The organism is Amycolatopsis sp. 195334CR (assembly GCF_017309385.1).
In the GTDB taxonomy this organism is placed as follows: domain Bacteria; phylum Actinomycetota; class Actinomycetes; order Mycobacteriales; family Pseudonocardiaceae; genus Amycolatopsis.
The window spans coordinates 1,599,630-1,622,647 of record NZ_JAFJMJ010000002.1; the positions used below are offsets into that span (position 1 = coordinate 1,599,630).

At 72.8% G+C, this 23,018-nt stretch carries 21 protein-coding genes; 11 read left to right on the forward strand and 10 right to left on the reverse strand.

Annotated elements, in window-relative coordinates; translation table 11 throughout:
- Window positions 1–76 precede the first annotated feature (76 nt).
- Both JYK18_RS30530 and JYK18_RS30535 read right to left on the reverse strand, forming a co-directional pair.
- Window positions 77–733: a response regulator transcription factor gene (locus JYK18_RS30530; protein ID WP_206806891.1), complete on the reverse strand. Its 657-nt coding sequence runs from the start codon at window positions 731–733 to the stop codon at window positions 77–79.
- Window positions 730–1,896 (reverse strand): sensor histidine kinase, encoded by a 1,167-nt coding sequence (locus tag JYK18_RS30535; protein WP_206806892.1) that lies wholly within the window; start codon window positions 1,894–1,896, stop codon window positions 730–732. Before JYK18_RS30535 ends, JYK18_RS30530 begins: the two co-directional genes overlap by 4 nt.
- Before the next feature lie 131 nt (window positions 1,897–2,027).
- On the opposite strand from JYK18_RS30535, the gene JYK18_RS30540 reads away from it, so the two are divergent.
- The 4 genes from JYK18_RS30540 (at window position 2,028) to JYK18_RS30555 (ending at window position 4,614) form a co-directional block, all read left to right on the forward strand.
- The gene (locus JYK18_RS30540; RefSeq protein ID WP_206806893.1) at window positions 2,028–2,642 is read left to right on the forward strand and encodes a class I SAM-dependent methyltransferase; all 615 of its coding nucleotides are present in this window, start codon (window positions 2,028–2,030) and stop codon (window positions 2,640–2,642) included.
- A complete protein-coding gene (locus JYK18_RS30545) occupies window positions 2,614–3,105 on the forward strand; it encodes a DedA family protein (RefSeq protein ID WP_206806894.1) in 492 nt (163 codons plus the stop codon). Before JYK18_RS30540 ends, JYK18_RS30545 begins: the two co-directional genes overlap by 29 nt.
- Window positions 3,106–3,223: 118 nt before the next feature.
- Window positions 3,224–4,096 carry an NAD(P)-dependent oxidoreductase gene (locus JYK18_RS30550; protein ID WP_206806895.1) on the forward strand — a complete coding sequence of 291 codons (873 nt, stop codon included), beginning with the start codon at window positions 3,224–3,226 and terminating at the stop codon, window positions 4,094–4,096.
- A gap of 20 nt (window positions 4,097–4,116) precedes the next feature.
- Window positions 4,117–4,614, forward strand: coding sequence for a DUF1992 domain-containing protein (locus tag JYK18_RS30555; RefSeq protein ID WP_206806896.1), 498 nt, complete (start codon window positions 4,117–4,119; stop codon window positions 4,612–4,614).
- On the opposite strand, the gene JYK18_RS30560 is transcribed toward JYK18_RS30555, so the two are convergent.
- Window positions 4,580–5,230 carry a hypothetical protein gene (locus tag JYK18_RS30560; protein ID WP_206806897.1) on the reverse strand — a complete coding sequence of 217 codons (651 nt, stop codon included), beginning with the start codon at window positions 5,228–5,230 and terminating at the stop codon, window positions 4,580–4,582. The two genes, JYK18_RS30555 and JYK18_RS30560, sit on opposite strands and share 35 nt — an antisense overlap.
- 258 nt (window positions 5,231–5,488) lie before the next feature.
- On the opposite strand from JYK18_RS30560, the gene dinB reads away from it, so the two are divergent.
- From dinB to JYK18_RS30580, 4 genes are all read left to right on the forward strand, one after another.
- A complete protein-coding gene (gene dinB, locus JYK18_RS30565) occupies window positions 5,489–6,685 on the forward strand; it encodes a DNA polymerase IV (protein ID WP_206806898.1) in 1,197 nt (398 codons plus the stop codon).
- Window positions 6,686–6,732: 47 nt separating this feature from the next.
- A complete protein-coding gene (locus JYK18_RS48085) occupies window positions 6,733–7,941 on the forward strand; it encodes a sensor histidine kinase (protein WP_206806899.1) in 1,209 nt (402 codons plus the stop codon).
- Complete coding sequence (locus JYK18_RS30575; protein ID WP_206806900.1) at window positions 7,938–8,591, forward strand: response regulator transcription factor; 654 nt, start codon at window positions 7,938–7,940, stop codon at window positions 8,589–8,591. Before JYK18_RS48085 ends, JYK18_RS30575 begins: the two co-directional genes overlap by 4 nt.
- Window positions 8,592–8,684: 93 nt before the next feature.
- The gene (locus JYK18_RS30580; protein ID WP_206806901.1) at window positions 8,685–9,731 is read left to right on the forward strand and encodes a glycosyltransferase 87 family protein; all 1,047 of its coding nucleotides are present in this window, start codon (window positions 8,685–8,687) and stop codon (window positions 9,729–9,731) included.
- Here the strand turns inward: JYK18_RS30580 and JYK18_RS30585 are convergent.
- The 6 genes from JYK18_RS30585 to JYK18_RS30610 form a co-directional block, all read right to left on the reverse strand.
- Entirely contained in the window at window positions 9,706–15,183 is a 5,478-nt protein-coding gene (locus tag JYK18_RS30585) for a biotin carboxylase N-terminal domain-containing protein (protein ID WP_206806902.1), read from the reverse strand. The two genes, JYK18_RS30580 and JYK18_RS30585, sit on opposite strands and share 26 nt — an antisense overlap.
- Before the next feature lie 143 nt (window positions 15,184–15,326).
- Window positions 15,327–16,034: a response regulator transcription factor gene (locus tag JYK18_RS30590; RefSeq protein WP_206806903.1), complete on the reverse strand. Its 708-nt coding sequence runs from the start codon at window positions 16,032–16,034 to the stop codon at window positions 15,327–15,329.
- Window positions 16,031–17,212, reverse strand: a complete 1,182-nt coding sequence (locus JYK18_RS30595) for a sensor histidine kinase (protein ID WP_206806904.1) — start codon at window positions 17,210–17,212, stop codon at window positions 16,031–16,033. The genes JYK18_RS30590 and JYK18_RS30595 overlap by 4 nt, the downstream gene beginning before the upstream one ends.
- A gap of 12 nt (window positions 17,213–17,224) precedes the next feature.
- On the reverse strand, window positions 17,225–17,938 hold the full coding sequence (locus JYK18_RS30600; protein ID WP_206806905.1) for a hypothetical protein: 714 nt from the start codon (window positions 17,936–17,938) through the stop codon (window positions 17,225–17,227).
- Between the two features lie 2 nt (window positions 17,939–17,940).
- On the reverse strand, window positions 17,941–18,840 hold the full coding sequence (locus JYK18_RS30605) for an ATP-binding cassette domain-containing protein (protein WP_206806906.1): 900 nt from the start codon (window positions 18,838–18,840) through the stop codon (window positions 17,941–17,943).
- A gap of 124 nt (window positions 18,841–18,964) precedes the next feature.
- Window positions 18,965–19,633, reverse strand: coding sequence for a TetR/AcrR family transcriptional regulator (locus JYK18_RS30610; RefSeq protein WP_206806907.1), 669 nt, complete (start codon window positions 19,631–19,633; stop codon window positions 18,965–18,967).
- A gap of 132 nt (window positions 19,634–19,765) precedes the next feature.
- Between JYK18_RS30610 and JYK18_RS30615 the strand changes: the two genes are divergently transcribed.
- Together JYK18_RS30615 and JYK18_RS30620 are read left to right on the forward strand one after the other, a co-directional pair.
- Complete coding sequence (locus JYK18_RS30615; protein ID WP_206806908.1) at window positions 19,766–20,617, forward strand: Ku protein; 852 nt, start codon at window positions 19,766–19,768, stop codon at window positions 20,615–20,617.
- Window positions 20,618–20,673: 56 nt separating this feature from the next.
- On the forward strand, window positions 20,674–20,871 hold the full coding sequence (locus tag JYK18_RS30620) for a hypothetical protein (RefSeq protein WP_206806909.1): 198 nt from the start codon (window positions 20,674–20,676) through the stop codon (window positions 20,869–20,871).
- A gap of 3 nt (window positions 20,872–20,874) precedes the next feature.
- On the opposite strand, the gene JYK18_RS30625 is transcribed toward JYK18_RS30620, so the two are convergent.
- Complete coding sequence (locus JYK18_RS30625; protein WP_206806910.1) at window positions 20,875–21,354, reverse strand: universal stress protein; 480 nt, start codon at window positions 21,352–21,354, stop codon at window positions 20,875–20,877.
- A gap of 378 nt (window positions 21,355–21,732) precedes the next feature.
- Here JYK18_RS30625 and JYK18_RS30630 point away from each other — a divergent pair, with 378 nt between their 5' ends.
- A complete protein-coding gene (locus JYK18_RS30630) occupies window positions 21,733–23,001 on the forward strand; it encodes a glycoside hydrolase family 16 protein (protein WP_206806911.1) in 1,269 nt (422 codons plus the stop codon).
- Window positions 23,002–23,018 lie beyond the last annotated feature (17 nt).

Consider the following 23,018-nt stretch of genomic DNA (forward strand, 5'->3'; position numbering starts at 1 on the left):
GGCCAGGGGGCCGGCAAATCGGCGCGTGCTCATGCCCCGAAGGTAACCCGGACCCGCCCGCGGGCGCGCGTGGTTTTCAGCCGCCCGGCCGGACAACCCCGCTCTCGTAGGCGAAAACCACGGCGTGCACCCGATCCCGCAGGCCGAGCTTGGCCAGGATGCGCCCCACGTGCGTCTTCACCGTGGTCTCCCCGATGTACAGCTCACCGGCGATCTCGCCGTTCGACCGGCCGCGGCCGATCAGGCCCAGCACGTCCTTTTCGCGCTCGGTCAGCAGATCGAGCTTGGCCGCGTGCTCGGCGCCGCCCCGCTCGCCGAGGTAGCGGTCGAGCAGCCGCCGCGTCACCGAGGGCGAGACCATCGCGTCCCCGCGGAGCACGCCGCGCACGGCCACCAGCATCTCGTCCGCGGGCGCGTCCTTGACCAGGAACCCGCTCGCCCCGGCCCGCAGCCCGGAATAGGCGTACTCGTCCAGGTCGAAGGTGGTGATGATGAGCACGCGGGTTTCCGGCAGCGCGGCGCAGATCCGGGCGGTGGCGGCGATCCCGTCCATCCCGGGCATGCGGACGTCCATCAGCACGAGGTCCGGGCGCAGCCGCCCGGCCAGTTCCACCGCGGTGGCGCCGTCGGTGGCTTCGCCGACGACGGTCAGGTCCGGCTGGCTGTCCACGATCATCCGGACGCCGACGCGCACCAGCTCCTGGTCGTCGCAGATGAGCACCCGCCCCGTCACGGGCCGACCACCAGCGTCGCGGCCACCCGGTAGCCACCGTCCTCTGTGGACCCGGTGTGCAACCTGCCGTGGTACATCTCCACCCGCTGCGCCATTCCGGCCAGGCCGCGGCCCGACGACGGCAACGCGGGGGCGGGTGGGGCGGTGCCGCCGGAGTTGGTCACCTCGATCCGGATCTCGCGCCTCGGCTCATGCCCGCCGAAGTGGACGGTCACCCGGCCGTCCGCGTCGGCCGGGGCGTGCTTGATCATGTTGGTCAGCGCCTCCTGCACGATCCGGTAGGCCTGGAGCGCGGCGCTGGCGGGCAGGCCGCCGTCGTCGCCGGTGACCTCGATCTCGATCCGCCGCCGGTCGGTGGTCAGCTGCGCGACCAGGTCCCGCAACTCGGCCGTGGTCGGCTGCGGGGCGCGCGCGGCTTCACCGGCGTGCAGCACTTCGAGCAGCCGCCGGAGTTCGGCCAGCGCGCCGCGGCCGGTCTGGCTGATCGTGTCGAGCGTGCGGTCGACGGCACCGGGATCCTGGTGGCGCATCAGCTTCGCGCCCTCGGCGTTGAGCACGATCACGCTGACGCTGTGCGCCAGCACGTCGTGCAGTTCGCGGGCGATGTTCGCGCGTTCCTCGGCGACGGCGGCCCTGGCGAGCGCGTGCCGTTCGTTCTCGGCTTGAACGGCGCGCAACGCGACTTCGGCGTCGAGCCTGCGGCGGGAGCGCACGTACTCACCGAGTGCCCAGGCGGCCACCTGCATGGTGAGCGCGGTGAGGATCTCCAGCGTCGGCCCGTTCGCCGAATCCCCGCCCCAGGTGGTTTCCCAGGCGACGCGCAGCACCGCGTTCACCGCGAACACCGCCGCGCCGAACCGGCGGTCGCCGTGGACGGCCAAGGTGTACAGCGCCACGGCGACGGCCACGTCGGTGCGGAGGCGGTCGTCGGCGAAACCGTCGTTCGTGTACTGGACCAGCGCGATCACCAGCACGGCGACCGCGGCGGCGCGCGGGTGCCGCCGCCGCAGCGCGAGCGCGCCGATCAACGCGGCGATCGGCAGCCACAGCAGCGCCACCGGCCAGCCGGGCGCCCGGCCGGGCGGGTAGCTGACGAGCAGCGCGTAGACGGGGAGGTCCAGCACCCACGGATGGGCGCGGAACCACAGGTTGAGCCGTTGCACCGGACGAACCTAGCCCGGCGTCCGGTGCCGCCGCGTCCTCCCGCGGTACCCGGCGGGTCCACCCGGAGGCGGAGCGGACCGGTCGATCCGACGGATGTGCGGCCACGGCCGTCGCTCCTAGCGTCCGGGGTATGTCGATCACCACTGAATTCCTCCGCCACCCGGTGCTGACCGGGGCGATCGCGCCGAGTTCGCGGCGGCTGGCCGCGGCGATGACCGCCGGGCTCGGCCTGGCGCACGCGCGCACCGTGGTCGAACTCGGCCCGGGCACGGGCGTGTTCACCGAGGCGGTGCTGCACCGGCTGCGGCCGGGGGCGCGGCTGGTCGCGGTCGAGCTGAACGAGCGGCTGGCCACCCCGCTGCGGGCGCGGTACGGCCGCGGCCCGGTGACCGTGGTGCGGGACTCGGCCGAGGCGCTGTCGTCCTATGTGGACGGACCGGTGGACGTGGTGGTCTCCGGCCTGCCCTGGGCGGCGATGGGCGGGGAGCGGCAGGACCGCATCCTCGACCAGATCACCGCGGTGCTCGCGCCGGAAGGCCGGTTCACCACCTTCGCCTACGGGCACACCGCGTGGACCCCGCCCGCGCGCCGGTTCGCCGCGTCGCTGCGGGAGCGGTTCGCGGTGGTGACCCGGGGGCCGCTGGTCTGGCCGAACCTGCCACCCGCCTTCGTGTACCGGGCGGCGCTGCCGCTGGTGGCCGCCGGGGAGGTCCGGGGTGGACAGCCTGCTGCGGCCGCTTCTTGACCTGCCGCCACCGCTGGTCTACCTGGCGTGCGGGCTGTTGGTCGCGCTGGAGACCGCGGTGCTGCCCGGGGCGGTGCTGCCGACGCTGTCGGCGTTGCTGCTGATGGGCGGGCTCGCCGCGCACGGGGTGCTCGACCTGCCGCTCGCGCTGGCGGTGGCGGTGCTCGCCGCGGTGGCCGGGGACCAGCTGGCCTACCTGGAGGGCAGGCGGTGGGGACCGCGGCTGCGGGCGCGCGTGGGTCCCGCCCGCTGGGCGAAGGCGGAGGCGTTCGTGGCGCGGTACGGGGTGCCGGGCGTGATCGCCGGGCGGTGCCTGGCCGGGGTGCTGACGTTGGGCCCGCGCGTGGCGGGCTCGGCGGCGATGCCGCACCGGCGGTTCACCGCGGGGAGCGCCTGCGCGGCCGTGCTCTGGGCGGGCGCGGAACTGCTGGCCGGGCACGCCGGCGCGGCCGCGTTCGGCTGACCGGGCCGCGCTGACCTGGACTTTCGATGGGCCGTGCGTGGACCGGAAGTGATCCGCAGGTGCGGGCGGGCAGCGTGGGGACCAGCACAGCCGATCGACGGACAAGGACAGGAAACCCATGACGAACAACCCCACCCCGGTCACCTTCATCGGCCTCGGCCCGATGGGCCAGGCCATGGTGCGCTCCCTGCTCGCCGGCGGCCACCCGGTGACCGTGTGGAACCGGACCGCGAGCCGCGCCGACGGTGTGGTCGGCGACGGGGCGAAACTGGCCGAGAGCGCGGCGGCCGCGATCGCCGAGAACGAGCTGGTCATCCTCAGCCTCACCGATTACCAGGCCATGTACGACATCCTCGGCCCGGCGAGCGACGCGCTGAAGGGCCGCGTCGTGGTCAACCTCAGCTCGGACACCCCGAGCCGCACCCGCGAGGCGGCCGGATGGCTCGCCGAGCGCGGTGCGGAGCTCATCGCCGGCGGCGTGATGGTGCCCGCCGAATGGGTCGGGCAGGAGGGCTCGTACGTCTTCTACAGCGGCCCGGAGGCGTCGTTCGAGCGGTTCCGCGAGCCGCTCGCGCTGATCGGCCGCACCGACTACCTCGGCGAGGACCACGCGCTGGCCCAGCTGTTCTACCAGGCCCAGCTGGACATCTTCCTTACCTCGCTGTCGGCCTACCTGCACGCGAACGCGCTGCTGGAGGCGCACGGGGTGTCGGCCGAGAAGTTCTGGCCCTACGCCGAGAGCAACTTCAACACCATCGCGCCGATGATGGTCGAGGCGCCGAAGCAGCTCGACACCGGTGACTACCCGGGCGACCAGGCCAACGCGAAGATGATGGGCGCCACCGCCGACCACATCGTGCAGGCCAGCTACGAGGCCGGGATCGACACCGGGCTGCCGAGGGCGGTCAAGGACCAGTACGACCGGGCCATCGCGGCCGGCGACGGCGGCAAGAGCTGGACCAGCCTGTTCGAGCAGCTCCGCCGCCGCTGAGGATCCGGGATACTGGCGGCATGACCGAACGGAAGCCGCCGGGGGTCGACTTCGAAAGCTGGGTGGACCGCCAGATCAGGGTCGCGCAGGCGCGCGGCGAGTTCGACGACCTCCCCGGCCAGGGGAAGCCGCTGCCCGGGCTGCGCGGACCCCGCGACGAGCACTGGTGGCTGAAGGACTACCTGCGCCGCGAGGGCGTGTCGGCCGGGGCGCTGCTGCCGGAGTCGCTCCTGCTCCGCAAGGAACTGGAGCGGCTCCCGGAGGTGGTGCGCGAACTGCGGACCGAGGCGGAGGTGCGTGAGCACGTGCGCGTCCTCAACCGCCGGATCGCCGAGTGGATGCGGATGCCGACCGGGCCGGCGGTCCCGGTCGGCATGGCCGACGCCGACGAGGTCGTCGAGACCTGGCGGGCCGCCAGGGTGGTGCCCGCGCCGCCCGAACCCGAGCCCGATCCCGGGCCGGAGCCGCGGCGGGCGTCGTGGTTCAGCAGGTTACGTCGACGTCGGCACCGGACTTGAACGACACGTGCACGTGGTCGTAGTGGTTCGCGGTGTCGCCACCGCGGTCCTCCATCGCCGACCAGCCGCTGCCGTCGTTGTACCGCTGCCGCCAGATCACGTAGGTGATGCCGAAGTCCTTCTGGTTCTCCAGCAGGTAGGCGGCGATCTCGTTGCCCTGCGCGGTGCCCACCATGAAGTCCAGCGCGAGGCCGGCCGGGTGGTCGCTGGCACCGGACCGCCCGGCGGCGCCGCCGATGTCGTCGACGCCGAACTTGGCCTTGATGTGGTTGCCGACCTGGGCCACGTGGGGCTTGGTGCCGGCCAGGCTGGTGCCGCACTTCTCGGGTTCGGGGGTCTTCTCCGAGGTGGTGGTCGGCGGCGGGGTGGTGGTCGTGGTCGACGAGGTCGGGGGAGTCGTCGTGGTGACCGGTGGCGGCGGGGTGGTGCTCAGCGCGGGGGCGGGGAGCGCGGGCGGCGGCGGTGGGGCCTGCATGGCCAGGGCGACCCCGTTCTCCGGGGCTTCCCACGGCCCGCCGATGAGCCACACGGGCACCACCAGCGCGGCGGCCACGCCCGCGCCGAGCCCGGCGGGGGCCTTCCACGACGCGACCTTCTTGCGATGTCTTCCGGACATTTCTGCTGCTCACTCACTGGTTCGGGGGTACCGGTGGGTAGCTCTTCGCCAGAGCCGACGGCCACATTACGAAACGGCAACGGCAGAGTCACGCCGGAGTGTCGAGCGCCACAAATCGGTCAAGCAACCCTTTCGTGCTGTATACGTATGCGCACGTCCAGCGGTTTTCCGTGACGTACCGGCAACTCTCCGCAATCGCGACACGAATCGAACAGGTGAGCGATTGTGGTCGATTTCGGCCGGTCCGGATGCGAACATGTGTTCGTGCGAACCGAGGCCACGATTCTCCACGCCGACCTGGACGCGTTCTACGCCTCCGTCGAGCAGCGCGACGACGCGAGCCTGCGCGGGCGGCCGGTGATCGTCGGCGGGGGAGTGGTGCTGGCGGCCAGTTACGAGGCGAAGGCACGCGGCGTGCGCACCGCGATGGGCGGCTGGCAGGCGCGGGCGCTCTGCCCGGACGCGATCGTGGTGCCGCCGCGGATGAAGGCCTATTCGGCGGCCAGCAAGGCGGTGTTCGCGGTCTTCCGTGACACCACGCCACTGGTCGAGGGCATCTCCATCGACGAGGCGTTCCTCGACGTGGCGGGGCTGAAGCGGCTGCGCGGCGACCCGGCGGGCATCGCGGTGAAGCTGCGGGAGGACGTGCTGCGCGAGGTCGGCCTGCCGATCACCGTCGGCGTGGCGCGGACCAAGTTCCTGGCCAAGGTGGCCAGCGCGGTGGCCAAACCGGACGGGCTGCTGGTGGTGCCGCCCGACGGCGAGCTGGATTTCCTGCACCCGCTGCCGGTCGAGCGGCTCTGGGGCGTCGGCCGGGTGACCGCCGAGCGGCTGCACTCGCGCGGCATCACCACCGTCGCGCAGGTGGCCGAGCTGCCGGAGGCGCGGCTGGTGTCCATGCTGGGCCGGGCGTCGGGGCACCACCTGCACGCGCTGGCGCACAACCGCGACCCGCGCCCGGTGCGGGTCGGCAAGCGGCGCGGGTCGATCGGCTCGCAGCGCGCGCTCGGACGGCGCCCGCGCACCGCCGAGGACCTCGACGCGATCCTGCTGGGCATCGTCGACCGGCTCGGCAGGCGGCTGCGCGCGGCGCACCGCGTGTGCCGGACGGTGGTGCTGCGCCTGCGGTTCGCCGACAGCTCCCGCGCCACCCGCTCGCACACGCTGCCCGAGTCCACCGCCAGCACCCAGGTGGTGCTGACGGTCGGCCGCGACCTGCTGGCGGCCGCCATGCCGATCATCGAAAAGCAGGGCATCACCCTGCTCGGGCTCACCCTGTCCAACCTGGACGACGAGAACGCGATCCAGCTGACGCTGCCGTTCGGCCAGGCGCCGGCGGGTTCGCTGGACGCCACCCTGGACGACCTGCGCACCCGCTACGGCGCCACGGCGGTGACCCGCGCGGTCCTGCTCGGCCAGGACCAGGGCATCCAGGTCCCCCTGCTCCCGGACTGAACCGGACTGGGCCCGGGCACTGGCGGCGGGCCGTAGGCTGGACGGTTATGGCGGGGTCGCGCTGGGGCGAGTGGTGGCGGTGGACCCGCTACACCCTGTTCACCGGGAACGCGCCGCAGGTGGCGGTGACGCGGTCGCCCGCGTTGCGCCGGTTGCGCGTGGTGGCCTACTGCGGCATCGGGTTCTGGGGCGGGTTCGTCGCCCTGCTGACCGCGCCGGGGACGATGCGGGGAACGCCGCTCGCCGTGGCGCTCGCGGTCGTGGTGGTGGTGCCCGCGGTCCTCGCGCTCCGCTCCCCGCTGTGGGCGTGGCGGCTCGCGCTGGTGCTGATCGTGCTCAGCCCGCTGGTGTACCCGGGTTCGGCGCGGCAGTGGGGCTGGGCGTGGTCACCGGGGCTCGCGCTGGTCACCGCGCTCGTGCTCTACGTGGTGGCCGAGAGCCACACCCAGGGCGTGGTGGCCAGGGTCGCCGTGGTCACCGGGGCGGTGCTGCCGCTGCACGTGGGCGACTGGCGCGACTGGCTGATGCTGCTCGCGATGACGATCGTGCTGCTGGTGCTGGGCAACACCGTGCGCCAGCGGCGGATCGCCGAGGACCAGCGGGCCGCCGCGGCGACCAGGAGCGCGGTGTTCGCCGAACGCGCCAGGATCGCGCGCGAACTGCACGACGTGGTGGCGCACCACATGTCCGTGCTCACCCTGCGCACCGACTCCGCGCGCTTCCGGTTCCCCGACCTGCCCGCCGACGTGCGGGCCGAATTCGCCGAACTCAGCGAGACCGCGCGCGAGGGCATGGTCGAGATGCGCCGCCTGCTCGGCGTGCTGCGGACCGAGAGCACAGGGGAACCGGCCGAGCCCCAGCCCGGCGCGGCCCGGATCGGCGAGCTGGCCGACCGGGTCCGCGCCCTCGGCATGGACTGCGAGGTCGACCTGCGCGGCGACTTCGACGAGGTGCCCGCCGGCGTGGCGCTGTCGGTGTACCGGATCGTGCAGGAGGCGCTGAGCAACGCCGCCCGCCACGCCACCGGCAGCCGGGTCGCGGTCGAGCTGATGGTGGACGAGGTCTCGGTGCAGGCCGTGGTGCGCAACACCGCGGGCGCCGCGCCCGCCGAGCGCGGCGGTCCGGGGCACGGCCTGCTCGGCATGCGTGAGAGGGTCGCGATGCTGGGCGGCACCCTGGAAGCGGGCGCGACCGCCGACGGCGGGTTCCGGGTGGCCGCGTGGCTCCCGGTGGCGGAGCGGGAGGAACACGGGTGATCACCGTGGTCGTGGCCGACGACCAGACGATGGTCCGGCAGAGCTTCCGGGCGGCGCTCGACGCCCAGGACGACGTGCGCGTGCTCGGCGAGGCTGCCGACGGCGCGGCCGCGGTGGCGTGCTGCGCCGAACTGCGGCCGGACGTGGTGCTGATGGACGTGCGCATGCCGGAGCTGGACGGGCTGGAGGCGACCCGCCGCATCCTGGCCGATCCCGCCCAGCCCGCGCGCGTGCTGATGCTGACCACCTTCGACATCGACGAGTACGTCTACGGCGCGCTGCGCGCGGGCGCCAGCGGGTTCCTGCTCAAGGACGCGCCGCTGGACGACCTGGTCACCGCGGTGCGGGTGGTCGCCGCGGGCAACGCGCTGTTCGCCCCGTCGGTGACCCGGCGGCTGGTGCGGGAGTTCGCCGCGCGCGGCCCGGCACTCGACGCCGGGACCCGCGTCGGCGAGCTGACCGAGCGCGAGACCGAGGTGCTCCGGCTGGTCGCGAAAGGACTGTCCAATGTGGAGATCGCTGCCACGCTGGTGATCGCCGAGCAGACGGCGAAGACCCATGTCAGCCGGGTGTTCGCCAAGCTCGGCGTACGGGACCGCGCGCAGGCGGTGATCGCCGCCTACGAGGCGGGCGTGGTGATACCCGGGTAGTACGCGAGCGGAGCGGGCGTACCGGGGGAGTACGGCCGAAACCGCTCCCCGGCCGGACGATCCGCGGGCCCCGCTGCGGCATCGTCGACTCCCGTGAAAGCACTGATCACCGCGGTTTCGGTGGTGCTGGGGGCGACCGGGCTGCTCTGGTGGGGGCTCGGCCTGCCGCTGGGCGTCGACACCGCGGTCTACCGCGCGGGCGGCTGGGCGGTGGTGCACGGGCAGCCGCTGTACGAGCACCTGCGCGCGCTGCCGGACTGGACCCCCGACCTGCCGTTCACCTACCCGCCCTTCGCGGCGCTGCTGTTCGCGCCGTTCGCCCTGCTGCCCGCCCAGTGGTGCTGGTCGCTGCTCGCCGCGGCCGCGGCACCCGCGCTGCTGGTCACCGTGCGCGCGTTCACCGACGACCGGCGCTGGTGGCTGGTGCTCGGCGGGTTCGCGCTGTACCCGGTGTGGCAGGGCGTCGGGCTGGGCCAGGTGAACCTGGTGCTGATGGCGATGGTGGCCGCGGACGTGCTGGTGCTGAAGGAATCCCGGTACCGCGGCCTGCTGGTCGGGGTGGCCGCGGCGATCAAGCTGGTGCCGCTGATCTTCATCGGGCACCTGCTGCTCACCGGCCGCCGGGCCGACGCGCTGCGGGCCACCGGCGCGTTCGCGGCCGCCACCGGGCTCGGCTTCCTCGTGCTGCCCGGTGATTCCGCGCGGTACTGGACCTCGGCGATCTTCAACGACCACTTCGCCCAGATGAAGGGCTGGATCGGGAACCAGTCGTGGCAGGGATTCGTCACCAGGACCGCGCCGGAGGACTGGCGGTTCACGCTGATCGCCGGGTTCAGCGCGCTGGCCGTGGTGGCCACCGCGCTGGTGGTCCGGCGCCTGCACCTGACCGGCGACGCGCGCGGCGCCCTGCTCGCCACGGCCGGCTGCGCGCTGCTGGTGAGCCCGATTTCCTGGACGCACCACTGGGTCTGGCTCGTCCCGCTGCTGGTCCACCGGCCCGCGCTGCGGTGGCTCGCGCCGGTGTTCGCGTTGCCGGTCGTGGTCACCGGCAACGCCTACCTGTTCACCGCGGTGGTCCTGCTCGGGGCCCAGCTGCGGGCCCCGAGCAGACCGCTCAGGCCCGTTCGATCGCTTCGATGATCTTCGGGCGCAGCTGGGCCGCGGTGATGATCGCGTCCACCGAACCGGCCTCGACCGCGCGCTGCACGCTGTGCACCCGGTCGAACTCGGTGGCCACCTCGCTGAGCTTCTCCGCCCGGACCGAGGAGCGGACCTCGGCCAGCCGGGTGGTCAGCGCGGCCCGCTCGGCGCCGGTCGCCTCGGCCACGCGGGTCTCCAGCTCGGCCACCCGCGGGTCGTTGGCGGTGCGGGAGTTGACGTCACCGGCGAAGACCACCGCCGCCGCCGGGGCACCCCCGATCACCGAGGCGAACGAGCCCTCCACGGCCAGCACGGTCATGTTCGGGTTGAGCGCCTTGGAGAACACCACGAACGCGCCGCCGTGGTACCGCGAGATCACGCAGAACACGATCGGGCCGTCGAAGTTGACGATCGCCCGGCCGATCTCCGCGCCGTACTCCAGCTGCAGCTTGCGCATCGACTCCGGCGAACCGTCGAACCCGGACAGGTTCGCCAGCACCACCAGCGGCCGGTTGCCGCTGGCCGCGTTGATCGCCCGCGCCGCCTTCTTCGACGACTTGGGGAACAGCGTGCCCGCGGTGTAGGAGTCCGGGCCGTCGGTGGGCGGGAAGCCGCGGCGCGGCACCGGCCGCGACTCGATGCCGAGCAGGCACACCGGCCGCCCGCCGAGGTGCACGTCCTGCACCGCGGCGGTGTCCGCGTCGGCCATGCCCGCCCAGCGCTCCAGCACCGGGTGGTCCTGGTCGGACACCGCGCGCATCACCGTGCGGATGTCGAAGGACTTCTTGCGGTCCGGGTTGGTGGCCGGGGAGAAGATCTCGCCGACGGTGGTGAAGTCGCTGCCCTCGACCGCGTGCGGGTAGGTGCTGACGTCGCGGTCGTGCGGGTCGGTGGTGCCGATCGGCCGCGGCCCGGACTCGCCGGGCAGCACGTAGGTGTGGTCGTAGTAGGACAGCAGCAGGTCGTGCGCGGCGGCCAGGTTCGGCGCCCAGTACTGCGCCTGCCCGTTCGGCCCCATCACCCGGTCGTAGCCGCCGATGCCGAAGTTGTCCTCGGCCGAGACCCCGCCGGAGAAGTCCAGCGCCTGCTTGCCGGTCAGCACCATCGCCGAGTCCGGGGTCATCACCAGGATGCCCTTGGTGTGCATCAGCATGGTGGCCTCGGCGTTCCAGTACGGCTGGGCGCCGACGTTGATGCCGACCACCACGATGTTGATCTCGCCGCCGTCCTGGGTGAAGTGCACGATCCGCTTGAGCGCGGCCGCCACCCAGTCCATGTTCTCGGTGCCGGAGTCCATCGAGATCCGCGCCCCGGAGGACAGCGCGTACCACTCCAGCGGCACGCCGAGCCGCTCGGCGAGGTCGAGCGCGGCGATCACCCGCGCGCACTCCGGTTCGGACAGCGCGCCCAGCGACTTCGTCGGGTCGCCGAGCAGCACCACCCTGGTGATGCCCTCGGGGTGGCGGCGGGTCGGCGTGGTGACCACCCCGGCCACGATCGCCGCGGAGTTCCCGCCGCGCGGGCGGTCCACCGGCACCAGCTCGCCGTTTTCCAGGTCGTGCTCGGTGAAGCTGCCGTTCTCGCCGGTGAGCATGCCGGTCAGCTCGTACGGGTAGACCGTGCCGCGGCTGCTCGCGCGCAGCACCTTCTGCCGGTAGCTGTCCATCGGCTCGATCGGGGCGGTCTCCGGCACGCCGACGGTCAGCCGCGCGCCGCGCCCGGCGTCGTAGCCGATCCGGAACGCCGCGCTGGTCAGCTCCCCGGTCTCCGGATCGCGCTGGCGGCCGAGGAAGAGCACCTCCTCCAGCCCGGCGCCTGCCGTGGTCGGCAGCACGCGCTGGGCGATGATGTTGACCTCGGCCATGGTCAGCTCGCTCGGCGGCCACACGTAGATGACGATCCGGTTGGTGCCCAGCCGCTTGCGCGCCGGGCGCTGCACCTGCACCGTGCGGATCGCGTCCAGGCAGGTGGCCAGCACCTGCTCCAGCGCGGGCAGCGCGTACAGCCTGCCCTCGCTGTCGCGCAGCGGGGTGAGGTCGCGGACCTGGGCCAGCGCCACCAGCCGCTCGTCGGCCGGGTTCGACGGCGCCACGCACCGGAAGAGGTAGGCCTCCTCGTCCGGAGAGGGCAGCCGGGTCAGGTCGAAGTGGCTCAGCCGCTCCAGCTGCATCCGCTGCGCGATCAGCGGGTGCAGGCCGCGGATGAGGCGTTCCTCGGCGAAGCCCGCGGAGGCCGGGCGGAAGGTGAAGTGGTGGTGCATCACCGCGCCGCTGCGCCCGGCCACCGTGGTGGTCACCCGGCGCACGGTGCTCGGCAGCTCCCCGGCCGCGATCACCTTGCGCAGTTCGGCGGCCATCTCGTCGGCGTCCTCCGGCTGGCCGTCCCAGCTGAGGTAGACGTCGGCGACCAGGTCGCCGTTGGCCGACGCGAGCGCGCCGAGCGCGCGGATCGCCTCGCCGAGCGAGCTGAAGTCGACCGCGGTGGTCACCACGTGCCCGGCGCCCTCGGCGCGCTGGCTCTCCGCGGCCACGAAGGTGCAGCCGCCGACCTGCTCGGTGCGCACCCCGGTGAGCCCGCGGTTGCCGTAGTACCGGCGGGAGAGCACCTCCAGCAGCGGGGCGTGGTCCACCCCGGGACGGCCGATGCGCTGGCCGAGCAGCCGCACCAGTGGTTCGGTGCTGGCCACCATCTCGGCGATCCGCTCGGCGCGGTCGGCGGCGTCCGGGTGCTGGTCCAGGTGGCGCAGGTGCTTGCGGACCGAGGTGTAGACCGCGGCCCGGTTGCGGCGCAGCAGCGGCTGGGCGAACCAGGTGAACACCACCCCGCGCGCCAGGTCGGACAACGCCGGGAAGCGCAGCTGGGTGGCCGCGATCAGGTGCTCCAGCGCCGGGCCGGTGGTGTCGCGCAGCGCGCCACCGGGTGGGCCCTCGGTGAGCCACTGCCGCAGCAGCGCGGCCACCACGTCGGCGCCGGCGTTCGCGCGCTGCTGGGCCAGGAAGATGCGGAAGACCGCGGTCTCCAGCTCCGGCGAGCGGTCGAGGTCGGTGACCCCGTAGTGGCCGAGCACCTTGGCCAGGCGTTCCTGGAAGGTGGCCGACACCCCGGCCCGCTCGACGTCGAGGCTCTGCAGGTAGGTGTGGAAGTACTCGCGCGGGCTGTGCACGTGGGAGTCCGGAGTGGACTCCTCACCGGCCGGGCGGTTCCGGCTGAGCTCGGACAGGTCGGCGAACACGGTGAGCAGCTCGAGCTCACCGGCCAGCGGACGGCCGCCCGCCGCGACCAGTTCGGTGCGGGCCGCGAGGTAGTCCTTCAGCACGCGGCGGCCGTCGATCGGGTCCGCGTCGAAGCCGAGCAGCAGGTACCGCAGGTCCTCGAGACCACGCGAAACCCGGTCCGGCGCGGGCACCCCGGCCGGTTCGGCGGGCAGGTCGATCGACACGCCCTCGGTGCTGTCGTCCGCGGCGGCGTCCCCGTCCCCGAGCGGTTCGAGGCGCAGCAGCGGCGCCCCGGTCTCCACCTGGCTGCCGACCGAGACCGCGCACTCCTTGAGCCGCGCGCGGAACGGCGCCCGCAGCACGGTCTCCATCTTCATGCTTTCCAGCACCAGGACCGGAGCGCCGGCTTCGACCTCGGCACCGACCTCCAGCGGGGTCGCCACCACCAGCGCAGGCGCGGGGGAGCGGACCACGCCGCCCTCGTCGCGGCTGATCCGGTGCGCCACCCCGTCCACCTCGACCAGGTGGATCGGGCCGTGGCTGGCCGACACCAGCCGGAACCGCTGCCCGCTGACGGTGATCTGCCCGGAGAACCGGTCGAACCGGTCGATCTCGACGTCGGCGGTGTGCGCCTGGCCGTCCCCGCCGGAGACGCCGACGCGGAAGCGCTGCGGGCCGGTGCGCGAGACCTGCACCTTGTACCCGGCGCCGCGCAGCTTCAGCTCCAGCGGCCTGCCGCTGTCCAACTGCACCTGCGGGCGGCCGCCGTGCGCGGTGGCGAGCAGGCGCTGGCTGGCCACCTGCTCCTCGTCCTCGTAGGCCTCGATGGCGGCCGCGGCCAGCGCGATCGCGGAGTGCTGGTGGCTGACCAGCCTGCCCTCGCCGCGCACGCGGTCGATCCAGCCGGTGTCGGCCGAGGCGTCCAGCACCTCGGGCTGGTCGAGCAGGTCCAGCACGAAGCTCTTGTTCGTGGCCCCGCCCTCGATGATCACCGTGGTCTGCTTCATCGCGCGCCGCAGGCGGCCCAGCGCCTCGTCGCGGTCGCGGCCGTAGGCGATGATCTTGGCGATCATCGAGTCGAAGTCGGCCGGGATGGTGTCGCCCTCGCTGACCCCGGTGTCCACCCGGATGCCCGGCCCGGCGGGCAGGTCGAGGCGGACGATGCGGCCGGGCGACGGCGCGAAGTCGCGGTCCGGGTCCTCGGCGTTGAGCCGCGCCTCGATCGCGTGGCCCAGTTCGGCGGGCGGCTCGCCCTCCAGCTTCCCGCCCGCGGCCACGTGCAGCTGCGCCTTGACCAGGTCGATGCCGGTGGTGGCCTCGGTGATCGGGTGCTCCACCTGGAGCCGGGTGTTCACCTCGAGGAAGGCGAACAGCTTCTCGCCGGGGTGGTACAGGAATTCGACGGTGCCCGCGCCGCGGTAGTCCACCGCCAGCGCGAGCCGTTCGGCGGAGGCCTTCAGCTCGGCGGTCTGCTCGGGCGAGAGCACCGGGGAGGCGGACTCCTCGATGACCTTCTGGTTGCGCCGCTGCACCGAGCAGTCGCGCACGCCCAGCGCCCACGCGGTGCCCTGGCCGTCGGCGATCACCTGGACCTCGACGTGGCGGGCGCCGGTGACCAGGCGCTCCAGGAAGACCACCCCGCTGCCGAAGGCGCGCTCGGCCTCCATGCTGGTGCGCTCGTAGGCCTCGGTCAGCTCGTCGGCCGAGGTGATCACGCGGATGCCGCGGCCACCACCGCCGGCGGTCGCCTTGAGCATCAGCGGGTAGCCGATCCGGCCCGCCGCCTCGATCGCGGCGTCCAGGCTCTCCACCGCGCCGCGGCTCCACGGCGCGACCGGCACGCCGACCTCCTCGGCGATCAGCTTCGCGCCGATCTTGTCACCGAGGCGGCGCATGGCCTCCGGGCTCGGGCCGACGAAGGTGATGCCGAGCTTCTCGCACAGTTCGGCGAAGGCGGGGTCCTCGGCGACGAAGCCCCAGCCGACCCAGGCGGCGTCCGCGCCGGTCTCGGTCAGCGCGCGCCCGAGCACCTCGAGGTCGAGGTAGGGGCGTGCCGAAGCCGGGCCGAGGCAGTAGCCGATGTCCGCCTCCCGCACGAAGGTGGCCGTGCGATCCGCGTCCGTGTACAGGGCGACGGTCTCGATCCGCCTCCCGGTTTCGCCGGCGAGTTCGCGGACGGCGTGGATGAGCCGCATCGCGGACTCCCCACGGTTGACGATGGCGACACGACTGAACACCGAGCTGAGCCTCCCAAGTCCTGCTGAGTCCTGGTCAGCCTCCCGCATACCGCCGGGTAGGCATATGTCGTCACCGGCGCATGGCGGGCGCCTGGCTTTGTAGGGGTCCTACAAAGCACACTCGATCGCGAGGGCTGGCCAGCTCATTTCTTTGTGGCCGACCCACCACTGCCCGGTGTGAGGTTGGTCGCAGCGGGCCCGGCAGGCCCGGCAAGACCGTTGTCGTGGGCGAAGACCACCGCCTGCAGCCGGTCGCGCAGCTCCAGCTTCGCCAGTATCCGGGTCAGGTGCGTCTTCACCGTGGTGACGCTGATGAACAGGCGCCCGGCGATCTCGGCGTTGTTCAGCCCGCGCGCGACGAGCACCAGCACCTCGCGTTCGCGGCCGGTCAGCCGGGAGACCCGCGGATCGGGGTCGCGCCGCGGCGGCCCGGTCAGCTCGCGCGCCATCATCCGGTCGATCACCGAGGGCGCGAGCACGCGGTCACCCCGCAGCACCGCGCGCATGGCCACCAGCATCTCCTCGCCGCTGGCGTCCTTGAGCAGGAACCCGCCCGCCCCGGCGCGGGTCGCCGCCAGCACGTACTCGTCGAGGTCGAAGGTGGTCAGCATGAGCACCTTGACCTCCGCGTCGGCGGCGCAGATCAGCTCGGTGGCGCGGACGCCGTCGAGCACCGGCATGCGCACGTCCATCAGCACCAGGTCCGGCCGCAGCTCGGCGGCCAGGTCCACCGCCCGCTGCCCGTTCTCCGCCTCGCCGGCCACGGTCAGGTCGGGTGCGCTGGAGACCACCATGCGCAGGCCGCCGCGCATGAGCGCCTGGTCGTCGCAGATGAGCACGCGGTGGTTCAACGGTCCTCCAACGGCAGGCGCGCGGTGACCAGGAACCCGCCGTCCCCGGCCGGTTCCGCGGTGAGCTCGCCGCCGAACATCGCCACTCGTTCCCGCATCCCGAGCACACCGTAGCCGCCACCGCCCACCGGATGCGCCCTGGTGACCCCGTACCCGCCGTCGTTGGCCACCGAAACCCGGATCTCGCGGCCCTCACCGGGTTTCCCGAAGTCCACGGTCACCGCGCAGCGCGCGCCGGAGGGCGCGTACCGCAGCACGTTGGTCAGCGCCTCCTGCACGACGCGGTGCACGGTCATCGCCGCGCCCGGCGGCACGCCGTCCGCGTTGCCGAACACGTCGAGGCTCGTCGCCACCCCGGCCGTCCTGGTCTGCTCGGCGAGTCCGGCGAGTGCCCCGGCGTCCGGCTGCGGTTCGGTGCTCGCCCCGGTTTCGTTCTCCCGCAGCACGCCGAGCACGCGCCGGAGTTCGCCGATGGCCTCGCGGCCGGTACCGCTGATCGCCTTCAGCGCCTCGTCGACCGCGTCCGGGTCCTGCCTGCCGAGCAACCGGGCGCCCTCGGACTGCATCACCATGGTGCTCACCGCGTGCGCCACCACGTCGTGCATCTCGCGGGCGATCCTGGCCCGCTCCTCGGCCACCGCCGCCCTGGCCAGCGCGTCCCGCTTCTCCTGCGCTTCCCGCGCGCGGTCGCGGGCCTCGGCGACCTGCTGCGTCCGCACGCTCACGCCGTCCGCGACGGCGAGCGTGGCGATCAGGCACACCAGCAGCACGCCGAACAGGACCGGGGTGCCGGTGCTGAGGCCGCCGAGCTTGAGCGACCACAGCGCGGACAGCACCACGGCCACCCCGGCCAGCGGCCACAGCGCGCGGCGCGGCCCGTACACCGCCAGCGCGTAGACCAGCGCCACCAGCGCCAGGTTCGCCGGGAGCAGCGCGTCGCGGGAACCGGTGAACGCGATCTGCGCGGCGAACACGGCCAGCCCGAACGCGGTGGCGGGCACCGGGTGCGTGCGGCGGAACGGCACCGGCAGCACGAACAGCGCGCTGAGCACCCGCACCGGCCAGTCGGCGTACGGCGAGAGCACCACCGCGGGCAGGGACACCAGCACGAGCAGCCCGATGATGAGCCAGTCGGTCACCACCGGGTGAGCCCGTACCCAGGACAGCAGCCTCCGCACCCGGCTACCTAACTACGCGTCACGCCGTTTCGCGACCGAGATCGCGAGAGCGAACAGGACCGCGGCGAAGGCGGCGAAGTAGGCCGCGGACCCCCAGTGCCCCAGCGGCCCGCCGTCGGAGCTGACCAGGTGCGCGCCGGCGCGGAACGGCAGCCAGTCGCGCACCGCCGGGCCGAACTCCGGGATCAGGCCGAGCAGCATCTCGCCCTGCAGCACCCAGACCAGCAGCAACGCCAGCGCGCCGGCGGTCTGGCGCAGCAGCACGCCGACGGCCACCGCGACCACCGCGGAGATCGCGTACAGCAGGCCGGAGCCGAGCACGACGCGCCAGTCGCCGGCACCGGCCAGCGCCGCGGTCCGGTCCGGGGCGAGCACCTCGGCGGCCAGCCAGGCGATCGGTCCGGCGAGCAGCCCGGCCAGTCCCGCGGCCGCGGCCACCACCACCGCCTTGGCCACCAGCGCCGGACCGCGGGCCGGCGCCGCCTGGAAGGTGGCGCGGATGGTGCCGAAGCGGTACTCGGTGGTCACCGCCAGCGCGGCGAGCACCACCACCACGCCCAGCGCGAGCTTGGTGCCGCCCTGGGTGTCGGCCACGGAAAGGTCGCCCTCGCCGGCACTGGCCATCAGCACGGCGGTGCCGACCACGATGGCGAAGGCGGTGACCAGGCACCACCACGGCGACCGGGTGGAGAGCAGCTTGATGCGTTCGGAGACGAGCAGGTTCACGGTCACACCGCCTGGTATTCGACCGCGTCGCCGGTCAGCCGGAGGAACGCCTCTTCCAGCGAGCCGCGCTGCGGGCTCAGCTCGTGCAGGGCGATCCCGTTGTCGAAGGCCAGTTCGCCGAGTCTTGCACTGTCCATTCCGGACACCAGCAGGGCGTCACCGTCCCGGGAGTACAGCGCGCGCTCGGTACCGAGCACGGCGCCGAGCAGATCGGTGCGCGGGCTGCGCACGCGCACCACGTTGTCCGCGGCGCGGGCGATGAACTCGTCGGTGCCACATTCGGCGATCAGCCTGCCCCGGCCGATCACCACCAGGTCCTGCGCGGTCAGCGCCATCTCGGCGAGCAGGTGGCTGGACACCAGCACGGTGCGGCCCTCGCCGGCCAGGCGGTGCAGGAACTTGCGCACCCACAGCACGCCCTCGGGGTCGAGCCCGTTCACCGGCTCGTCGAACAGGAGGACGCCGGGATCGCCGAGGATCGCGGTGGCGATGCCCAGCCGTTGCGACATGCCCAGCGAGAACCCGCCCGCGCGCTTGTGGGCAACCTCGGTCAGCCCGACCGTGTCCAGCACCTCCGCCGCGCGGGCGCGCGGGATCCCGTTGGCCGCGGCGAGCCACTCCAGGTGCTTGATCGCCGAGCGCTGCGGGTGCACCCAGCGCGCGTCGAGCAGGGCGCCGACCGTGCGCAGGGGGTGCCGGAGTTCCCGGTAGGGGCGCCCTTCGACCAGTGCCCGGCCCCGCTCGGGCCGGTCGAGCCCGAGGATGATGCGCATGGTGGTGGACTTGCCCGCGCCGTTGGGGCCGAGGAACCCGGTCACCCGGCCGGGCCGCACGGTGAACGACAGGTCGTCCACCGCCTTCTTCGGGCCGTACCGCTTGGTCAGCCCGGTGGTCTCGATCATCGAAGCTCCTTTCCGCCTCGATGCCCACCGTGCCGTCCTCGGCGCCCCGGCACGTCGGCGCTCGGGCCGCACCTGGTCGTCTCCGGAAACGACATCCGCGTACGACCCCGGTAGGACACGACCCTCAGGCCAGGCGGGCCAGCCATTCGCGGAGCACGGCGGTCTCGGCGGCCGACAGCGAGTCCGAAGTGGACTCCGGGAGCAGGGCGGCGAGCTGGGTGGCCGCGGCGGCGGGGCCGTTCGCGGTCACCGGGGCGTCGGCCAGGATGGCGGCGTGGATGGCGTCGCGGACCCTGGTCGAGGTCGCGGCGTCGTACGAATCCGGCTGGGTGAGCAGCATCAGCGCGAAGCCGACGTTGGCCGACATGACCATCTGCGCGGCGATGGGCGGCGGCACGCGCAGGCGACCGGCGGCCGCGCAGCGCTCGAGGACCTCGGTGAGCAGGCGCAGCGCTTCGGCCGCCGCGTCCGGGGGAGTGGTCACCGCGGGCGAGTGCATCAGCCGGTAGAACGCCGGGTTCCGCACGGCGAAGGCGACGTGGCTGTCCCAGCCGTCGCGCAGGTCCTTGACCGGGTCGGCGGACGCCTTCGCGGCCCGCTTCCCGGCCAGGTACTGCTCGAAGCCGTAGTCCACAACGGCCGAAAGGAGGCCTTCCTTGTCGCCGAAATGGCGGTACAGCGTGGGTGCGCCGACCCCGGCCGCCTCGCAGACGGCGCGAGTGGACACATCGGACACCGGCGAGGCCGCCAGCAACTCGGCCGCCGCCACCAGTATCGACGTTCGCGTGTCCACGGTAGCGATGTTAGCGCATGACGAACGCACGGTCACGGTCCTGCGATACGCATGGTGATCAAAAGGTTCCGCCGAACCCCCTTACGGCGTAACGTTGGATTCCAAGTCTGCCGATGCGAGGGGTGGGAAACGATGCGCGCGATGTGGAAGGGCTCGGTGTCCTTCGGGCTGGTCACCATCCCGATCCATCTGTACGCGGCCACGGAGAACAAGAACGTCTCGCTCCGGCAGGTGCACGAAGAGGACGGCGGCCGCATCCAGTACAAGCGGTTCTGCACGATCGACGGCAAAGAGGTGCCCTACAGCGAGATCGCCAAGGGCTACGAGCTCGACGACGGCGAGATGGTGGTGATCACCGACAGCGACCTCGCCGAGCTGCCACTGTCCACTTCGAAGTCGATCGACGTGCTGGAGTTCGTGCCGCTGGAGTCGATCGACCCGATCTACTTCGACCGCACCTACTACCTCGAGCCGCAGAAGGCGATGGCCAAGCCGTACGTGCTGCTGCGCGACGCGCTGCACAAGTCGGGCCACGTGGCGATCGCCAAGGTGGCCGTGCGCCAGCGCGAATCGCTGGCGCTGCTGCGGGTGATCGGCGACGTGCTGGTGATGACCACCATGCTGTGGCCGGACGAGGTGCGCTCGGCGGACTTCGGCTTCCTGAACGAGGAGGCACCGCAGATCCGCGACCAGGAGCTGGCGATGGCCGGTTCGCTGATCGACTCGCTGTCCGAGCCGGTGTTCGAGCAGGAGAAGTACCGCGACCGCTACCGCGAGGCGCTCGAAGCGCTGATCGAGGCGAAGGCCGCGGGCAAGGAGACCACCGCGGTGGCCGTGCCCGCCGAGGACGGCGAGGTGGTCGACCTGATGGCCGCGCTGCAGGCCAGCGTCAGCGAGGCGAAGAAGAGCCGGAAGACCGAAACCGCGGCGGAGACCACCGAGAAGCCCAAGCGCAAGCCGGCGGCGAAGAAGAAGAGCGCCTGACGACACGCCGCGGGGTGGTGGCGGACCCGCGCGGGTCCGGGTGGTACCAAGGAAGCATGGACTGCGCGACCTGTTCCGCGGGTCTCGACCACTGCCACGGCACGCTGGTGCTGCACGCCGAGTTCCTGGCGGAGTGCACCGAGCCGGGGTGTACCGACCTGGGCCGAGCCCGTCACCTGCTGATCATCGACTGCCACAGCCTCAACGGCGGCTGCTCCTGCGTGGAAACGGAAGTCCGCCTGCTCAGCGCCTGAGCGTCATTCGCCGCGGACGACCACGACCGGGCAGCCCGCCCGTTCGACCACGGCCGACGAGGTGCTGCCGAGCAGCAGTTTGCTGAGCCCGCCGTGCCGGTGCGAGCCGACCACCACGGCGGCCGCACCGGTTTCCGCGGCCAGGCGCACCAGGGTGTCCGCGACGGTCACGTCGTCGGCGACCGCGTGCCCGGTGGCGTCGAACCCGTGCTCCACGGCCAGCCGCGCGCCCGCGCGGGCCAGCACCCGCGCGGATTCGTAGGCGGCCTGGTCGACCGCGAGCCCGGTGCGGATGTCGACCGTGACCGGCGCGCCCTCGAGCCCGCTGATCGGCAGGTTCACCGGGGAGAACGCCTGCCCCGGCTCCCAGACGGTGACCACCAGCGCCCGCCGGGCGCCGAGGAGCGCGGCCGCCTCGCGGATCGCGTGCTCCGCGGTGGGCGTGCCGTCGAAACCGATCAGGATCCGGGCGTCGGCGTCCATGGTGGTTTCACCGTACGCCCGGGAGATCCGGGTGCAACCCGGCCGCTTCAGACCTTGAAGACTCGCCCCGGCTCGGCCACCTGCACGGTGCCGCGGAAAGCGGTCCGGCCCGCGGCAGGTAGCCCGAGCACGGCTCACCCGCGACCGGGTACGGAGTCCGGCTGGCGCTGCCGTGACGAACCGGTGCCCGGGAGAAGGCGACTCCGGGCGGACACTAACCGACCGCAGTCTTGCAGGTTTCGTACAGAACACGCATACTTTCGCCAATCACGGCAAAAGTGATTCGCGCAGGCATCGCCGCCTCACCGTGCGCTGGCCTGCACCTCTCCCTCCCCAGCAGTTCCCCCGGTAGTGCCACCGCAGCGAAAGGTGAGCGCGATGTCCGTTCGAAACCTCCCCCGCAAACGCAGATCCGGCCGGCTGGCCGCGGGCCTGCTCGCCGTCGTGGCGGGCGCCAGCCTGGCGGTCGCCGCCCCGGCCGGCGGCAGCCCGGCCCCGCCCGAAGCCCCGCCGGCGGCCGCGGCGGTGACCTTCGCCGACGAGTTCAACCTCCCGGCGGGCACCCCGGTCGACGGCAGCAAGTGGCAGCTGGAAACCGGCGACAACGTCAACAACCACGAACGGCAGTACTACACGAACAGCACCAGCAACGCCGTCCACGACGGCCAGGGCAACCTGGTGATCACCGCCCGCCGCGAGAACCCGGCGAACTACCAGTGCTGGTACGGCCGGTGCGAGTACACCTCGGCGCGGTTGAACACCGCGGGCCGGTTCACCCAGGCCTACGGCCGCTTCGAGGCCCGCATCAAGATGTCCCACGGCCAGGGCATGTGGCCCGCGTTCTGGATGCTGGGCAACAACATGGGCAGCGTCGGCTGGCCCGAGGCCGGCGAGATCGACATCATGGAGAACGTCGGTTTCGAGCCCTCCACCGTGCACGGCACGCTGCACGGCCCTGGTTACTCGGGCGCGGGCGGCATCGGCGCCGGGTACTCCATCGGGGGCCGGTTCACCGACGCCTTCCACACCTTCGCCATCGACTGGGCGCCGAACCGGATCACCTGGTCAGTCGACGGCAACGTGTACCAGACCCGCACGCCCGCCGACCTCAACGGCAACCGCTGGGTGTTCGACCACCCGTTCTTCATGATCCTGAACCTGGCCGTCGGCGGGTACTGGCCCGGCGACCCGAACAGCAGCACGCCCTTCCCGAACCAGCTGCTGGTCGACTACGTCCGGGTGACCAACGACGGCGGCGGTGGCTCGGGCGGTCAGATCACCGGCCTCGGCGGCAAGTGCCTCGACGTGGCCGGCGCGAACACCGCCAACGGCACCCCGGTCCAGATCACCGACTGCAACGGCAACGCCGCCCAGAACTGGACGATCTCCGGTGACGGCAGCATCCGCGCGCTCGGCAAGTGCCTCGACGTCTCCGGCGGGTCGACCGCGGACGGCGCGGTGGTGCAGTTGTGGGACTGCAACGGCACCGGCGCGCAGCGGTGGGCCACCCCGGCGGCGAAGGACATCGTGAACATCGCCGCGAACAAGTGCCTCGACGTGGTCGGCGGCAACGCGGCCAACGGGTCCAGGACGCAGATCTGGACCTGCACCGGCGCGGCCAACCAGAAATGGAACATTCCCGCCTGACAACGGCGTCCGGCCGG

Bases quoted from the DNA above. Each gene is read 5' to 3' on its own strand.
- JYK18_RS30540 (WP_206806893.1), top strand. From the start codon at position 2,028: ATGTCGATCACCACTGAATTCCTCCGCCACCCGGTGCTGACCGGGGCG.
- JYK18_RS30550 (WP_206806895.1), top strand. From the start codon at position 3,224: ATGACGAACAACCCCACCCCGGTCACCTTCATCGGCCTCGGCCCGATG.
- JYK18_RS30555 (WP_206806896.1), top strand. From the start codon at position 4,117: ATGACCGAACGGAAGCCGCCGGGGGTCGACTTCGAAAGCTGGGTGGAC.
- JYK18_RS30560 (WP_206806897.1), bottom strand. From the start codon at position 5,230: ATGTCCGGAAGACATCGCAAGAAGGTCGCGTCGTGGAAGGCCCCCGCC.
- JYK18_RS48085 (WP_206806899.1), top strand. From the start codon at position 6,733: ATGGCGGGGTCGCGCTGGGGCGAGTGGTGGCGGTGGACCCGCTACACC.
- JYK18_RS30605 (WP_206806906.1), bottom strand. From the start codon at position 18,840: ATGATCGAGACCACCGGGCTGACCAAGCGGTACGGCCCGAAGAAGGCG.
- JYK18_RS30615 (WP_206806908.1), top strand. From the start codon at position 19,766: ATGCGCGCGATGTGGAAGGGCTCGGTGTCCTTCGGGCTGGTCACCATC.
- JYK18_RS30620 (WP_206806909.1), top strand. From the start codon at position 20,674: ATGGACTGCGCGACCTGTTCCGCGGGTCTCGACCACTGCCACGGCACG.
- JYK18_RS30625 (WP_206806910.1), bottom strand. From the start codon at position 21,354: ATGGACGCCGACGCCCGGATCCTGATCGGTTTCGACGGCACGCCCACC.
- JYK18_RS30630 (WP_206806911.1), top strand. From the start codon at position 21,733: ATGTCCGTTCGAAACCTCCCCCGCAAACGCAGATCCGGCCGGCTGGCC.